The 15,317-nt window shown below is 52.2% G+C and carries 12 protein-coding genes; 6 read left to right on the forward strand and 6 right to left on the reverse strand.

The annotated features are described in order from the left end of the window. The first annotated feature begins 17 nt into the window (after window positions 1–17). From ppc to mnmH, 3 genes are all read left to right on the forward strand, one after another. Window positions 18–2,864, forward strand: coding sequence for a phosphoenolpyruvate carboxylase (gene ppc, locus ACM5Q9_RS07865; protein ID WP_418144183.1), 2,847 nt, complete (start codon window positions 18–20; stop codon window positions 2,862–2,864). Between the two features lie 75 nt (window positions 2,865–2,939). Beyond that, the gene (gene selD, locus ACM5Q9_RS07870) at window positions 2,940–3,998 is read left to right on the forward strand and encodes a selenide, water dikinase SelD (protein ID WP_418144184.1); all 1,059 of its coding nucleotides are present in this window, start codon (window positions 2,940–2,942) and stop codon (window positions 3,996–3,998) included. 3 nt (window positions 3,999–4,001) lie between these two features. After that, complete coding sequence (gene mnmH, locus ACM5Q9_RS07875) at window positions 4,002–5,093, forward strand: tRNA 2-selenouridine(34) synthase MnmH (protein WP_418144185.1); 1,092 nt, start codon at window positions 4,002–4,004, stop codon at window positions 5,091–5,093. A 150-nt stretch (window positions 5,094–5,243) separates the two neighbouring features. Here mnmH and ilvD read toward each other — a convergent pair whose 3' ends face one another. The 4 genes from ilvD to glnH all read right to left on the reverse strand — a co-directional run bounded on the left by ilvD (window position 5,244) and on the right by glnH (window position 9,446). Continuing rightward, window positions 5,244–7,109, reverse strand: a complete 1,866-nt coding sequence (gene ilvD, locus ACM5Q9_RS07880; protein WP_418144186.1) for a dihydroxy-acid dehydratase — start codon at window positions 7,107–7,109, stop codon at window positions 5,244–5,246. 19 nt (window positions 7,110–7,128) lie between these two features. After that, a complete protein-coding gene (gene glnQ / locus ACM5Q9_RS07885; RefSeq protein WP_418144187.1) occupies window positions 7,129–7,857 on the reverse strand; it encodes a glutamine ABC transporter ATP-binding protein GlnQ in 729 nt (242 codons plus the stop codon). Then, window positions 7,854–8,564 carry a glutamine ABC transporter permease GlnP gene (glnP, locus tag ACM5Q9_RS07890; RefSeq protein WP_418144188.1) on the reverse strand — a complete coding sequence of 237 codons (711 nt, stop codon included), beginning with the start codon at window positions 8,562–8,564 and terminating at the stop codon, window positions 7,854–7,856. Before glnP ends, glnQ begins: the two co-directional genes overlap by 4 nt. A 123-nt stretch (window positions 8,565–8,687) precedes the next feature. Then, the gene (gene glnH, locus ACM5Q9_RS07895) at window positions 8,688–9,446 is read right to left on the reverse strand and encodes a glutamine ABC transporter substrate-binding protein GlnH (protein ID WP_418144189.1); all 759 of its coding nucleotides are present in this window, start codon (window positions 9,444–9,446) and stop codon (window positions 8,688–8,690) included. A gap of 194 nt (window positions 9,447–9,640) precedes the next feature. Between glnH and ACM5Q9_RS07900 the strand changes: the two genes are divergently transcribed. After that, complete coding sequence (locus ACM5Q9_RS07900) at window positions 9,641–10,681, forward strand: C45 family autoproteolytic acyltransferase/hydolase (RefSeq protein ID WP_418144190.1); 1,041 nt, start codon at window positions 9,641–9,643, stop codon at window positions 10,679–10,681. A 132-nt stretch (window positions 10,682–10,813) separates the two neighbouring features. Here ACM5Q9_RS07900 and ispB read toward each other — a convergent pair whose 3' ends face one another. Continuing rightward, window positions 10,814–11,779, reverse strand: coding sequence for an octaprenyl diphosphate synthase (gene ispB / locus ACM5Q9_RS07905; protein ID WP_418144191.1), 966 nt, complete (start codon window positions 11,777–11,779; stop codon window positions 10,814–10,816). Between the two features lie 149 nt (window positions 11,780–11,928). Between ispB and ACM5Q9_RS07910 the strand changes: the two genes are divergently transcribed. Together ACM5Q9_RS07910 and ACM5Q9_RS07915 are read left to right on the forward strand one after the other, a co-directional pair. Continuing rightward, window positions 11,929–12,810, forward strand: coding sequence for an ATP-binding protein (locus ACM5Q9_RS07910; RefSeq protein WP_418144192.1), 882 nt, complete (start codon window positions 11,929–11,931; stop codon window positions 12,808–12,810). Window positions 12,811–12,829: 19 nt separating this feature from the next. Further along, window positions 12,830–13,786 (forward strand): Nudix family hydrolase, encoded by a 957-nt coding sequence (locus ACM5Q9_RS07915; RefSeq protein WP_418144193.1) that lies wholly within the window; start codon window positions 12,830–12,832, stop codon window positions 13,784–13,786. A 494-nt stretch (window positions 13,787–14,280) separates the two neighbouring features. Here ACM5Q9_RS07915 and epsC read toward each other — a convergent pair whose 3' ends face one another. Further along, window positions 14,281–15,237, reverse strand: coding sequence for a serine O-acetyltransferase EpsC (gene epsC / locus ACM5Q9_RS07920; RefSeq protein ID WP_418144194.1), 957 nt, complete (start codon window positions 15,235–15,237; stop codon window positions 14,281–14,283). Window positions 15,238–15,317: the final 80 nt, after the last annotated feature.

The following is a 15,317-nucleotide window of genomic DNA, read 5'->3' on the forward strand; positions in this document are numbered from 1 at the left end:
AAACGTAGAGACAAAGTGTGAAGAAGACAAAGAGCGAGCAACAGCAAGACATCCGTTTGCTGGGAAAAATCCTTGGCCAAAGTATCCATGAATCCGATGGCAAACCCATTTTCGATGTCATTGAAACCGTCCGGCGTTCTGCCGTCAGCTTTCGCAGGGAAGGCAATATCAATGACAGCGAAGTATTGCTGGACAAGATCACCTCTCTGTCTGATGATGAAGCCAATACCCTGTCAAGGGCATTCAGTTACTTCCTGCATCTGGCCAATCTAGCCGAAGACCGTGACCAGAACAAGCGCCACCGCCGCATCCTGCTGGAAAACAGTGATGAGCTACGTGGCAGTTTCAAACACACCCTGCTTGAACTTCAGAAACAGGGCGTATCCATTGAAGCCATCCAGGAATTCTTCGCACAAGCCTGTATTGTTCCTGTCTTAACCGCCCACCCCACCGAAGTCCAGCGCAAAAGCACACTAGACCTTCACCGCGAGATTGCGCGTTGCCTGGCCCTTTACGACAATCCGCTTACCGAATACGAAAAAACCGAACTTGAAACCGAACTGGCTGGCCATATCAAAACCCTGTGGCTGACCCGAATGCTGCGTTTTAACAAACTGATGGTTGATGATGAAATTGAAAATGCCATCGCCTATTTCACCAACACGTTCATACCGGCTATTCCCAAGCTGTACACCCGCCTTAAGCACTACCTAAAAACACACTCAGAAGAAGGGCAAGGAACAACCGGAACTCTGCCTGCTTTTCTGAAAATGGGCTCCTGGATTGGCGGAGACCGCGATGGCAACCCATTCGTGAATGCCGAAACGCTTAAACATGCCGTTCTGCGCCAGTCCACCACCATTTTTGAATATTACCTAAAAGAAGTACACTTGTTAGGCTCCGAACTTTCGCTTAGCACCTCGCTGACCCATGTCACCGAAGCCTTGCAAGCAATGTCAGACCTCAGTCCCGACCAGTCCAAACACCGGCAGGATGAACCCTATCGCCGCGCGCTTATTTACATTTATGCACGCCTGGCCGCTACCGCACGGTTCCTGACCGACCAGAGCATCAGCATTCGCAGTACCCATGTGGCAGAACCCTACGCCAACCCTGAAGCCTTTGCCAGTGACCTGGAAATCATCATCGATTCCCTGCAACACAACCAGGCAGGTGACGTGGTTACGCTGCATCTGGACCGGCTATTACAGGCAGTGCGTGTCTTCGGTTTTCATCTGGCGACCCTTGACTTGCGACAAAGCTCGGATGTGCACGAAAGAGTCCTTACCGAACTGTACCGTCGCGCCGCCATTACCTTCAATGGCAAACCGGTTGACTATGCCAGCTTAAGCGAGGAAGAAAAAGTAGCGTTGCTGCTAGAGGAACTTAACCAAAGCCGCCCACTGGTCTCGCCGTGGCAAGGCTACAGCGAAGAAACCACCAAAGAACTAGATATCCTGCGGGCGGCCGCTTTTGTCTGCAACCGCTATGGCAAACAAACCATACAGCAAAGCATTGTTTCCCACACCGAAACGCTTAGCGACATGCTTGAAGTGCTGGTATTGCAACAGGAAACAGGCCTCATCACCCAAGAGCGGGATGAAAACGGCAAATTGCTGCCCCTGTCCGCCGATGACGGGCTGATCGTAGTACCCCTGTTTGAAACCATTCCCGACCTTCAGGCCGGCGCCGACATCATGGATCGCTGGCTGAGCCTACCAATCGTCAAGAACCGCATCCAGCACGCCCAGAATGGCATTCAAGAAGTTATGCTGGGTTATTCCGACAGCAACAAGGACGGTGGTTACCTGACTTCCAACTGGGCACTCTACAAAACCGAGCTGGAGCTAGTCAGGGTTTTTGAAAAACATGGTGTTCGCCTGCGCCTGTTCCACGGGCGTGGCGGTTCAGTGGGGCGTGGTGGTGGATCCAGCTTTGATGCCATCCTGGCGCAACCACCGGGCACAGTTGCAGCACAAATCCGCCTGACCGAACAGGGTGAAGTCATTCAAAGCAAATACAAGAATGCCGATATTGGCGGCTGGCATCTTGAACTGCTGGTTTCTGCCACCCTTGAAGCCAGCCTCTTGGCCAGCAGCCATGAGCAAGACAAGCATATGGATAAATTTGGCCCAGCAATGGACTTCATGTCAACCATTGCCGAGGAAACTTACCGCCAGCTGGTCTATGGCACAAAAGGCTTCAATGAATATTTCTTTGCGGCTACCCCGATCCATGAAATTGCCGGCCTGAATATCGGCTCGCGCCCGGCCTCACGCAAAAGCGGCCAGCGTATTGAAGACCTGCGCGCCATTCCCTGGGGTTTCTCATGGGCACAATGCCGCCTCATGATTACCGGCTGGTATGGCGTGGGCACCGCCATAGAAACCTACCTGAATGAAGGTACCCCCGAATCCCCCAAAACCGCCAAGGCCCGCCTAAAACAATTGCAGGACATGGATCAGCACTGGCCTTTCTTCCGCACCTTGCTGTCGAATATGGAAATGGTGTTGGCCAAATCAGACCTGACGATTGGCCGGCAATACAGCTCTTTGGTTACCCAAAAGTCAACCCGGGAAAAAATCTTTGGCATGATTGAAACCGAACACGCCAAAACCCTGGCCATGCTAAAGAAAATTACCGGCCGCAAGCTGCTGGCTGACAACCCCGAGCTGGTTTCTGCCTTGCAAGAACGCTTTGCCTATATCGACCCGTTGAATTACTTGCAGGTTGAAGTTATTCGCCGGCAACGCCAGTATGAAAAACGCAAGGTAAAAGTCAGCAAATTCGAAAGTGCCCGCAGCCAGCGCACTATCCATTTGACGATCAACGGGATTGCCACCGGACTGCGAAACTCAGGCTAACAGCAGGAACACGAGATTAAGCTGCCACAGGAAAGAGTAAAATAACCGCTTACCTTAACAAGGAAAGTCAAAACAATGAAGGACAACAGCGCGTTAAATCCCATTCGCCTGACCCAGTACAGTCATGGGGCAGGCTGTGGCTGCAAAATCTCACCCAAGCTGCTCGATGAGATACTCCATTCCGGATTCCCGCAATTCCAGGATCCCCGCCTGCTGGTCGGCAATGAAACAAAAGATGATGCTGCCGTGTACGATATTGGCAATGGCACAGCCATTGTGAGCACCACCGATTTTTTCATGCCCATTGTGGACGATCCTTTTGACTTTGGCCGTATAGCTGCGACCAATGCCATCAGTGATATTTATGCCATGGGAGGCAAACCCATCATGGCGATTGCGATTCTGGGCTGGCCCATTTCAGTACTCCCTACCGAAATTGCCCGCCAGGTTATTGATGGCGGCCGCGCTGCGTGTAAAGAAGCAGGCATTACACTGGCGGGTGGCCATTCGATTGATACGCCCGAGCCAATTTTTGGCCTGGCCGTTACCGGCATTGTGCCCACCCACCAGGTCAAGCGCAACGCCAGCGCCCAAAGCCAGGATCGCCTGTATCTAACCAAACCCCTGGGCATCGGCATCCTGACCACCGCCGAAAAAAAGGGTCTTTTGCAAGAACATCACCAAGGCCTGGCAACCCGTACCATGTGTATCCTGAACAAGCCGGGAGCCACTTTTGCCGAATTACCAGGAGTTCACGCCATTACCGACGTGACCGGATTTGGCCTGCTGGGCCACCTTGGCGAGATTTGCCAGGGTTCTGGTGTACAGGCAGAAATCAGTTTTGCCAGCGTTCCCTTCCTGGATGGTGTCAACACCTATATAGAACAGGGCTGCATCCCCGGTGGTACCCAGCGTAACTTTGACAGCTACGGTCATCAGGTCAGCGTAATCAGTGAACAACAAAAAGCCTTGCTTTGCGATCCGCAAACATCCGGAGGCCTGCTGGTAGCGGTTAGTCCCGATAGCGAACAAGCCTTCCTTGAACTGGCCGCCAAGCTGGAAACAACCGTGTATGCCATCGGTCAGCTCCTGCCTGGCCAAGACAATCCTGTCTTGATTACCGTCAAGCCCTAGTCCATGAGCAACTCTCAACCACTGTCGGCACTTGATACCGACCAATATGCGCATATACTGCAGCACCCCATGCTGGATTTGCGGGCACCTATCGAATTCCAGCTAGGTGCCTTTCCTGGTACCGTCAATATCCCCCTGATGACCAATGATGAACGGGCACAGGTGGGCACCTGTTATAAACAGCATGGGCAAGAGGCTGCCATCAAGCTGGGGCACCAACTCGTCTCAGGTTCAATTAAAGAAGAACGCATCAGCCAGTGGATGGCGTTCTGCAAGAACCATCCTGATGGTTTCCTGTATTGTTTCAGAGGAGGCTTGCGCTCGCGCATCGTCCAGCAATGGCTTGCGGAAAGTGGCATGCCCTACCCAAGGGTCATCGGTGGGTACAAGACTCTGCGCAATTTCTGCCTGCAGCAATTGGATACGCTAAGCCGCCAGAAAATGCTGGTTCTAAGCGGCTATACCGGTAGCGGAAAAACCCCCATCATCGCCGCATTACCCAACAGTATTGACCTGGAAAAGGCGGCTCACCACCGTGGCTCTTCCTTTGGCCGTCATGCTCTACCACAAGCCACCCAGATCAACTTCGAAAATCACATTGCGCGCCAATATCTGGATAAAGGTCACAGGCCAACATGGATAGTTGAAGATGAAAGTAAAACCATTGGTTCCTGCCATTTGCCTCTTGCCCTTTATCAAAATCTGAAACAGGCACCCATTGTCTTGCTGGAAGAACCTTTTGAATATCGCGTGCAGCATATCCAGGAAGAATACATCGACCTGATGCTGGCCGAATTCATGCAACAAGACCCGGAACAGGCATGGCAGGCTTTTAGCCAGTATCTGGAACAAAGCCTGTATGCCATCAGGAAACGACTCGGCGGCGCGCTTTACCAGGAATTAAACCTGATACAGCAACAGGCCATCAGCAGGCACCGGGAACAAGGCGATGCACAGGCCCATCTGGCGTGGTTGACCCCGTTAATTGAGCAATACTATGATCCCATGTACCGCTATCAGTTGGAACAAAAACAGGAGCGCATCATTTTCAGGGGAAACAAGCAGGCAGTTCTTGAGTATTTATTAGCCTGTTGATCATCCCGCCATGGCCCACGCCCGACTTGACGACGCATAATCACGCTCAGGATTGCAACCTGATTCAGCGCAGATAACTCCAAAAAAATTGCCCCTGAAACCGCTAATCACGGTTCAGGGGCAATTTTATGCCGATCGCTAATATATCGATTAACGACGCTTCAACTGGCTGACATCACGTACGGCCCCACGATCTGCCGATGTTGCCATGGCGGCATACGCCTGCAAAGCCTGTGAAACATAACGTTCACGGTTTTCAGGTTGCCATGCACGGTCACCCTTGGCTTCCATGGCGACACGGCGACTTGCCAGTTCTTCGTCAGAAACCGCCAGGTGAATGGTACGGTTGGGGATGTCAATTTCAATGATATCGCCCTGCTGGACCAGACCGATATTGCCTCCTTCAGCGGCTTCAGGAGAAGCATGGCCAATCACCAGGCCTGAAGAACCTCCAGAGAAACGGCCATCGGTCAAGAGAGCGGCTTTTGCACCCAGACCTTTGGATTTCAGGTAAGAGGTTGGGTACAGCATTTCCTGCATGCCTGGCCCGCCTTTAGGACCTTCATAACGGATAATGACCACATCACCCTCTTTGACTTCATCGCCCAGGATGCCTGCGGTGGCATCTTCCTGGCTTTCGTAAATGACAGCCTTGCCGGTAAATTTCAGGATGCTTTCATCAACACCGGCAGTTTTCACAATACAGCCATTGATTGCCAGGTTGCCATACAGCACCGCCAGGCCACCATCTTCAGAATAGGCATGTGCCTTGTCGCGGATACAGCCATTGGCCCGGTCCAGGTCTAGGCTGGGATACTGGCGCTCTTGGCTGAAAGCCACCTGGGTAGGCACACCACCGGGGGAGGCTTTGTAAAATTCTTTCACTTCATCGCTGGCATGGCCACCGCAAACATCCCATTGCTCAATCGCTTTGCCCAAGGTACCGGCATGCACGTTGCCAGCATCCAGGTCCAGTAGTCCGGCGCGGGACAATTCACCCAAAATGGCCATGATACCACCAGCACGGTGCACATCTTCCATGTGATATTTATTGGTTGCCGGTGCCACCTTGCTTAAGCATGGCACTTTGCGGGAAATACGGTCAATATCGGACATGGTGAAATCAACACCTGCTTCCTGGGCAGCTGCCAACAAGTGCAGCACGGTATTGGTTGAACCACCCATGGACACATCAAGGGCCATGGCATTTTCATAAGACGCTTTGGCAGCAATATTACGCGGCAGGACAGAAGCATCATCCTGCTCGTAATAGCGTTTGCAAAGGTCAACAATCAACCGGCCCGCACGCAGGAACAGGGATTTGCGCTTGGCATGGGTCGCTACCAGAGAACCGTTACCCGGCAAGGACAGGCCCAGCACTTCGGTCAGACAGTTCATGGAGTTGGCGGTAAACATGCCGGAACATGATCCGCAGGTAGGACAGGCACTACGTTCGGTTTCCAGGGACTCGGCATCGGATACGGTTGGGTCACCAGCCTTGATCATGGCGTCGATCAGGTCAATCTTGGCAATTACCTGAGTAGTGCCCGGTGCGGTCACTTTACCCGCTTCCATCGGACCACCCGATACAAACACGACGGGAATATTCAAGCGCATGGCAGCCATCAACATTCCGGGAGTGATTTTGTCGCAGTTGGAAATGCATACCATGGCGTCAGCGCAGTGTGCATTGACCATGTATTCGACCGAGTCAGCAATCAGCTCGCGGGAAGGCAAGGAATACAGCATGCCACTATGGCCCATGGCGATACCGTCATCAACCGCAATGGTGTTGAATTCTTTGGCCACGCCACCGGCCGCCTCAATCTCACGCGCCACCAGTTGTCCCATGTCTTTAAGATGCACGTGCCCGGGCACAAACTGGGTAAAAGAGTTAACCACGGCAATAATGGGTTTGCCAAAATCACCTTCTTTCATCCCTGTGGCACGCCACAAGGCACGGGCACCAGCCATATTACGGCCATGGGTGGAAGTTTTTGATCGATACTGAGGCATACTGATTCCTAATACTAACTTATACGACGTGTTGTAAAAAGTCTTTTAAACGCTGACTGGGAGGATTAGATAATAATTCAGATGGCGGGCCATCATGCGCTATTTTACCTTGATCGATAAAAATTAAGCGACTTCCTACCTTGCGCGCAAAGTCCATTTCATGTGTCACCACAATCATGGTCATGCCCTCTTCGGCCAGATCTTTCATGACCTTAAGCACTTCATGACGCAATTCGGGATCCAGGGCCGACGTCGGCTCATCAAACAGCATCAACAAGGGATTAACCGCAAGTGCACGGGCAATGGCCACACGCTGCTGCTGCCCGCCAGAGAGCTCGCCGGGATAATGGCCCATGCGCTCGGCCAGGCCGACTTTCTCAAGCAGGGCAATTGCTTGCTGGCGAGCTTCCGCCTTGGAGGCACCACGCGTATGAATCGGACCAAACATGACGTTTTCAAGGGCGGTTAGTTGCGGAAACAGGTTGAACTGCTGAAACACCATCCCTGCTTCCCGGCGCAATTCACGCACCTCGGCTGGCTTGCCCCGTACGCTTAGCTTGCCTACCCGGATATCGCCCCCCTGAATGGTTTCCAGGGCATTGATGCAACGCAGGAAAGTGGATTTACCCGAACCGGAAGGCCCCACCACCACCACGACCTCACCCTTTTCAATCGTCAGGCTGATGTCGTTGAGAATTGTATTGTGGCCAAATTTTTTGACCACGTTTTCAAAAGTAACCATGCTCATAAAATACGCATCCTATGTTCCATCGTTTTCAGGATAAGCGCAATCAGCCCTGTCAGGATCAGGTAAATGACAGCGACCGCACCCCAGATTTCAACAGCCCTGAAGTTACTGGCCATGATTTCCTGGCCTTGGCGAGTCAGCTCGGCAACCCCGATCACGATAAACAAAGAGGAGTCTTTGAGGCTGATAATACACTGGTTACCCAAGGCGGGAATCATGCGACGGAATGCAATGGGCCCGATAATGCGGAGCAGGATCTTATGAAAGGGCAAACCCATGGATTGACCGGCCTCGTACAGGCCTTTGGGCACCGATTGCAAGGCACCCCGCACGATTTCCGCAATATAGGCACCCGAGTTGATCATGAGCGTGGCAATCGCGGCACTCATCCCATCAACACGGACATCCACCATCAGTGGCAGGGCAAAGTAAATGAACATGACCTGCACCACAATAGGCGTTCCGCGCACCACCAGGATGTAGCCCTGGGCAATCATCGACAACAATGGAAGCAATATGCCGCTTAGTGGCCGTTGACTGATGAGTTCGGCCGAAAACCAGGCGGGCACATAAGAACGGATCACCCCCGCCAAAGCCCCCAGCAAGGCACCGCCAAACAGGCCCCAGAGGGTAATTTTGATTGTCACAATGGTGCCTTTCCATAAGCTGGGCAAGGCATCCCAAACAACCGACAAGTCAAAGTCCATATAATCTATCCTTTGCTGAATTTTTAACCGGTAATCCTGAAAAAAGAAAACGGTGATTGCCAGACACAAAGCCAATCACCGCCTCAGATTACCTTGACATATATACCAGAAAAGCCTGGTTTATTACTTCACGGCAGAACCGAACCACTTGGTGTAGATTTTGTCGTACTCACCGCTTTCCTTGAGTTTTTTCAGGGCACCGTTGACTTTTTCAACCATGTCGCTGCCTTTGGGGAAAGCAATGCCATAAAAATCGCCACTTTGCAGGGCACCGGTTACCACCACTTTGCCTTTACCCGCTGTATTGGCATAGTACTGCACGTTAGGGGTGTCATGAACAACCGCATCCACACGGCCGGTAGCCAGGTCAAGGAAGGCATTGTCAATATTCGGGAACAGTTTCAGTTTGGCCTCGGGCACTTCTTTTTTCAGGAAGTCCACAGTAGCCGTACCGGTTTTGACTGCCACCTCTTTGCCAGCCAAGTCTGCCGCCGTTTTGATGTTTTCATTTTTGACTGACGTCAGGATAGCCAGGCCACTTTCATAGTAAGGGTCTGAAAAATCAATAACTTGCTTGCGTTCGTCTTTAATGGTGATGCCAGCCAGGGCAGCATCAATGTTTTTGGTTTGCAGGCCGGGGATGATGCCATTGAAATCCATGGGTTGCAGGCGGTATTTCAAGCCCAGCTCTTTGGCGATGGCATCCCATAAGTCAATATCAAAACCAACATATTTATCATCCTGCTTGAACTCGAACGGCACGAAGGCAGTATCGGTGGCAACAATAAGCTCTTTGTCCTGGGCATAAGCCGTGGTGGCAACAGGTGCCGCAAAAGTAATGGCAAAGCCCAGCAAGGCCGCTTTCATTTTGTTTTTCAACATGTCTACTCCTGAATACGTGGATTAATGCTTCGTGTTCTTCATGCGCTGGGCCAGCAATCCCCTGCATGATGAATAACGCTCAATATAACCTGTTTTATAGGATAATGAACAGTTAAAAATAAGGTCTTAAGGTAAACCCGAAAGTCCATAAAACCTGTATAAATATTCATTCGGTTTTTTCCAAAGGTGTTTCCATGCTGTCTTATATCAATATCAAGGGCTCGGCCCATGAGGCAGGCCGCCAGTTGGGTGAGTTTGGTGCACCCGGCGTCCATGCCTTTCTGCTCAAATCACCCGACTGGGCTTATATCACTTCTTTCAGGAATGACCCTCGGCTCATCGACATGAAAGCACGGGTGCAACAGCATTTCCCTGCTATCTGGGAGGAAATCCAGGGACTGTCAAAAGGGCTGGAACTGGATGAAACCGATGTATTCCTGTGGAATTGCCGTGGTGACATCTGGGCCATGAGCAAAGACGGCTGCACCACCGTGCAATACCCGCAAACGGCACAGCGCAATGAACGGCGCATTTGCCACAATGAAGACGGCTACCCTGAATTTAACGGCTATTGCGCCATGGCCCATTACCAGATAGATAGCGGCCCCGCCTTCACCTCATTCGTGTATCCGGCCTCTATTCCTGGACATACATTTGGGGTGAGCAATGCAGGCCTGGCCATGGCTGTTAACAACCTGCGTGCCCGCCACGTGGCTAGCGGCATTCCGCGCATGGTGCTTACCCGCGCCCTATTAAACCAGACCACGCTGGAACATGCGGTGGAACTCTTGCAAACTACTCCCCGGGCGGGCGGTTTTCATGTCAGCCTTGCCCATACGGGCAGCTCCCAACTGCTTAGTATCGAATTTTTTTCATCCATCTGTTCCGTCAAGACTATCACGACAGATCATGTGCATGCCAACCATGCCATCCACCAGGAAACCTTCAATTACCCGCAAATCATTACCGGCTCATCGGGCTGGCGCCAGCTGCGTGGACAGCAAATGCTGGCTGAGGGAGTCAGCCAGCCATTGCAAATCCTGGCCGACCAAAGCCACCCGCAATTCCCCATCTACCGCAAGCAGGCCAATGACAGCGACCATGAAAACACCCTGGCAACCGCAGACATGCAAATTGGACAGCAAGGCATAGAATGGCAGGTATACGATAGCGCCTGGCCAGCCAAACCGCTTTATGTGTTTCATAATGCCGATCTGGTTTCCAGCAATGTTTAAAGGGCTTGTTCCCAAGCAGGAGCATGGGAACAAGCGTACTTAAGGGTTGCTACTCGTTCCAACGCTCTTGCGCGGGAATGCAGATTTATACTGCCTGCCACAACCGCCAAAGGCTTCCTAACAAAAAAACGCTTAATTGTTGCGGTTAGTTGAAAAATGACAAAAACCAATCAAGGCATTTTTATACGGAGAATCGGGAAACGGTGCCAAGGCATTCAGTGCACGCTCAGCCTCTTCCTCTGCAATTTTACGGGTATATTCAAGGGCATCGGTAGCCTGAATCGCCCGTGCAACCTCGGTAAAATCAGCCTCGCCGGTTTCAATCGCCTTGTAAACCAGGTCGCGCTGCTCTGGAGTACCCACTTGCATGACACGAATCAGCGGCAAAGTTGGCTTGCCCTCGCGCAGATCATCGCCCACGTTCTTGCCCAGTGCCTCGGCATCGCCAGAGTAATCAAGCACATCATCAATCAACTGGAAAGCCGTACCCACATAACAGCCATATTCGGCAGCGGCCTTTTCCTGTTCCGGGGTTGCTCCGGCAATCACCGCCCCGGTTTGCGCGGCAGCTTCAAACAGCTTGGCGGTTTTATAACGCACCACTTGCAGATAACGCTCAACCGAGACATCGGGATCATGGACATTCAATAACTGCAGGACTTCACCTTCGGCAATGATGGTGGTTGCATTGGACACGATTTGCATCACCCGCATGGAATCGATGTCGACCATCATTTCAAATGAACGGGAATACAAATAGTCGCCCACCAGCACGCTGGCCGCATTGCCGAACACCGCATTGGCGGTACTGCGACCGCGCCGCATGTCAGACTCGTCTACCACATCGTCATGCAACAAGGTAGAGGTATGGATGAACTCAATGATAGCGGCCATCAGGTGATGGTCTGCCCCTTTGTACCCTAGCGCATTGGCAACCATAAGCACCATGGCAGGACGCATGCGTTTGCCTCCTGCGCTGATGATATAGTCACCAATAGTACGGATCATGACGACTTCAGAGTTCAAACGCTGACGGATAACGGCATCTACCGCTTTCATGTCATTGGCAATGGGGCTAACAATCTCGGCTAAGTTCAAGGTAAATCCAACAGATTAAGAAAAAGAATCAATGTAGAATGCTGTTAAAGTCTGTAATTATATTCGACTCACCCGCATATCATAGTGAAAAACCTTATTTCAATGATAATGTACCTGTTTTTGATGATTTTCGAAACAACTCTGCAGCAATGACAAACCACGATTTCACCACCCTCCTGTCACGCGCTGAACGCGTGCTGGGCCAGCTTGAAGCATGGCTGCCCCCCGTCCCTCCAACGCCTGACTGGCATGCCTGCGCTTTCAGATGGCGTAAAAAAGGCAACACCGCCTGGCTCGATGCTGTCAAACATGTCTCGGCCATCAGGCCTGATGACCTAAAGCACATCGACCGGCAAAAAAACATCATCGAACGCAATACCCTGCACTTTCTTGAAAAAAAACCGGCCAACAACGTCCTGATGACCGGTGCCCGTGGAACCGGCAAAAGCTCGCTGGTCAAAGCCATGCTGGATAAATACGCCAGCCAGGGCCTGCGACTGATAGAAGTAGACAAATCAGACCTGGGTGACCTGGCCGATATTGTCGATCTCGTTGCCCACCGCCCCGAACGTTTCATCATTTTCTGCGATGACCTGTCCTTTGAAGAAGGCGAAGCCAGCTACAAAGCGCTGAAATCCATCCTTGATGGCTCCATCTCTTCAGCAGGTGATAACGTGCTGGTCTACGCCACCTCAAACCGTCGCCACCTCATGCCTGAATACATGAGCGAAAACCTCGACGCCAAACACCAAAGCGATGGCGAAGTCCATCCTGGCGAAACGGTGGAAGAAAAAATTTCCTTGTCAGAGCGCTTTGGCCTTTGGCTATCCTTCTATCCCTTCAGGCAAGACGATTATCTGGACATCGTCTATCACTGGCTGCGTGAACTGGGTTGCCCTGAAGAACACATCCTGGCCAGCCGCACCGAAGCCCTGCAATGGACCATTGAACGTGGTTCCCGCTCAGGCCGCGTCGCCCGCCATTTCGCCCGCGACTGGGCTGCCCGCCACATGAACCCATCAATCCGTTAAGACAAAAAAACACACAAACATGTCAAAACCACACATTCATGTCGCCGTTGGCGTCATCATCCGTGACAACGGTGAAATACTGCTTGGACAACGCCCTAAAGGCAAACCCTGGGAAGACTGGTGGGAATTTCCAGGCGGCAAAATAGAAGCCGGTGAAACGATCCTCCAGGCCCTGTGCCGTGAACTAAAAGAAGAGCTTGATATCACTGTCGAACAAGCCACCCCGTGGGTCAACTTTGTTCATGAATACCCCAAAAACATCGTTCACCTTTCCTTCTGGAAAGTCACCCGCTGGCAAGGCACCCCCACCGGCCTGGAAAACCAGCGCCTGGCCTGGACCACGCCCGAAAACGCCGAACAACTAGGCCAACTCCTGCCCGCCTCCCTTCCCCCCCTGAAATGGCTCAGCATACCCAACCGCTACGCCATCAGCGCCGTCGGCTCGGCCGCCAACGCACCGGCCTGGCTTGAAAAACTGGATAATCTGCTAGATCGCGGCGTCCACCTATTCCAACTGCGTGAACCCGACTGGGACGAAGGCCCCAAAGCCGAATCACTTAAAGCCCTCATGCAGGAAGCAGTCAAGCGCTGCCACGAAAAAGGCGCCCGCCTGCTTATTAACAGCATCCACCCCAAAGCCTGGTGGAGCCTGGCCGATGGCGTGCAATTACGAGCCCAGGATGCCTTATTGCTGGAAGAGCGCCCCCTGCCCGAAAACAAACTTGTCGGCATCTCCGCCCACAACCTGGCTGATCTGCTCTACGCCAACATCCTGCAAGCAGACTTCGCCGTCCTTGGTCATGTATTACCCACTGCCAGCCACCCCAATCAGCCTCCGCTGGGCTGGGAAGCCTTCAGCGAACTGGGGGCCGAAGCCGGTCTGCCCGTTTTTGCCATTGGTGGCATGAATGAAACCCTGCTGCCCGTAGCCCAACAAAACGGTGCGCACGGGATTGCGGGAATTAGCGGGTGGTGAACAACTAAAGCGTTTAACCACCCAGCGTTGCGAGAGAGGTATCTGCTTGTTTAGAACTACCCCGGGGCTACGAGAGAGGTATCTACTTGTTTAGAACCACCCCGGCGCTACGCGCCACCCCTCCGCAGAGGGGAATTATCCAAACCCTTTTTATCATTGAAAAGAGTTCAACAAATTCCCCTCCTGTGGAGGGGTGGCAGGCGAAGCCTGACGGGGTGGTTCTAAATAAACCCGATACCTCCCTCGCAGCAACGGGGTGGTTCTAAATAAACCCGATACGCACCTCTCAGCGCCAGGGTGGTGTTTTCTCCAAAAGAGCCCATTCGTCCAAACCAGTAAAAGGTGAAAAAAACACCACCGGTGCAGCGACTTCGGCCCGCAGGGGCGTCGGAGCAAACCGGTGGTGTTTTTTTCACCGTATCAAGAAGAACGGGGGATGCATTACAACGCTGGAGCGTGGGAACGAGGCTTGAACGAGAGGCAGGAAAAGCTTTCTACTCTCCGCCCTTCTGAAAAAACCGCTCATCACGACTGGTCGCCTGACTCACAAAACTGCCCGGCGCCACATCATGCGTCAACCAAACATTGCCCCCGATCGTCGCCCCTTTTCCGATGGTCACCCTACCCAGAATAGTTGCACCGGCATAAATCACCACATCATCCTCAACAATCGGATGCCTTGGCAAGCCCTTATGCAAAGACCCGTCATCATTCACCGGAAAACTCTTGGCACCTAACGTAACAGCCTGATAAACCCGTACCCGCTCGCCAATAATCGTCGTTTCGCCAATCACCACACCCGTGCCATGATCAATGAAAAAACCCTCACCAATCTGTGCACCCGGATGAATATCAATCCCTGTCTGGCTATGCGCCAATTCGGCAATAATACGCGCCACCAGCTTCGCATCCTGCGTATAAAACTCGTGCGCAATCCGGTGATAAATCATGGCCAGAATACCCGGATAACACAACAACACCTCATCAACACTGCCTGCTGCAGGATCACCCACATAAGCCGCATTCACATCGGTGTCCAACTGACTGCGAATCTTAGGCAATGCAATCGAAAACGCCTTCATGATATCTACCGCCTTGGCCTCTAGCTCCTCGGCACCCAGATTATCATTGCGATACTGATACCTGACCTCAAGGCGAACCTGTGCCAGCAACACATTCAGGGCCACCCCAATGGTATAGCCAACATAATAATCCTCGGTTTCCTGCAGCAAATCATTCGGCCCCAACCGCATCGGGAACAGCGCGCCAATCAGTGAATCCAGGGCATCACTAATGGCACTGGGAGAAGGCAAATGCCGCCCCCCGATCTCGTGCTGACGGTTCTGGGATACCCGCCACTTATGACGGGCCTCACGCAGGCCACAAACAATATCGTCCAATGGAAAAACCTGGGGATTGTCACTTTTTGAATCACACTTGAAAATCGGCATAAAACACCCATAAAAAAGGGTAAAAACTAAATATTACAGTTTTAACACAAGCGGGGAAAACACCGCAAACAAACCACACC

This window comes from Advenella sp. RU8 (assembly GCF_048381675.1).
Lineage (GTDB): Bacteria > Pseudomonadota > Gammaproteobacteria > Burkholderiales > Burkholderiaceae_B > Advenella.

Coding starts and splice junctions, on each gene's coding strand:
- epsC (WP_418144194.1), bottom strand. CDS start 15,237: ATGCCGATTTTCAAGTGTGATTCAAAAAGTGACAATCCCCAGGTTTTT.
- ACM5Q9_RS07915 (WP_418144193.1), top strand. CDS start 12,830: ATGTCAAAACCACACATTCATGTCGCCGTTGGCGTCATCATCCGTGAC.
- selD (WP_418144184.1), top strand. CDS start 2,940: ATGAAGGACAACAGCGCGTTAAATCCCATTCGCCTGACCCAGTACAGT.
- ACM5Q9_RS07900 (WP_418144190.1), top strand. CDS start 9,641: ATGCTGTCTTATATCAATATCAAGGGCTCGGCCCATGAGGCAGGCCGC.
- ilvD (WP_418144186.1), bottom strand. CDS start 7,109: ATGCCTCAGTATCGATCAAAAACTTCCACCCATGGCCGTAATATGGCT.
- mnmH (WP_418144185.1), top strand. CDS start 4,002: ATGAGCAACTCTCAACCACTGTCGGCACTTGATACCGACCAATATGCG.
- glnP (WP_418144188.1), bottom strand. CDS start 8,564: ATGGACTTTGACTTGTCGGTTGTTTGGGATGCCTTGCCCAGCTTATGG.
- glnQ (WP_418144187.1), bottom strand. CDS start 7,857: ATGAGCATGGTTACTTTTGAAAACGTGGTCAAAAAATTTGGCCACAAT.
- glnH (WP_418144189.1), bottom strand. CDS start 9,446: ATGTTGAAAAACAAAATGAAAGCGGCCTTGCTGGGCTTTGCCATTACT.
- ACM5Q9_RS07910 (WP_418144192.1), top strand. CDS start 11,929: ATGACAAACCACGATTTCACCACCCTCCTGTCACGCGCTGAACGCGTG.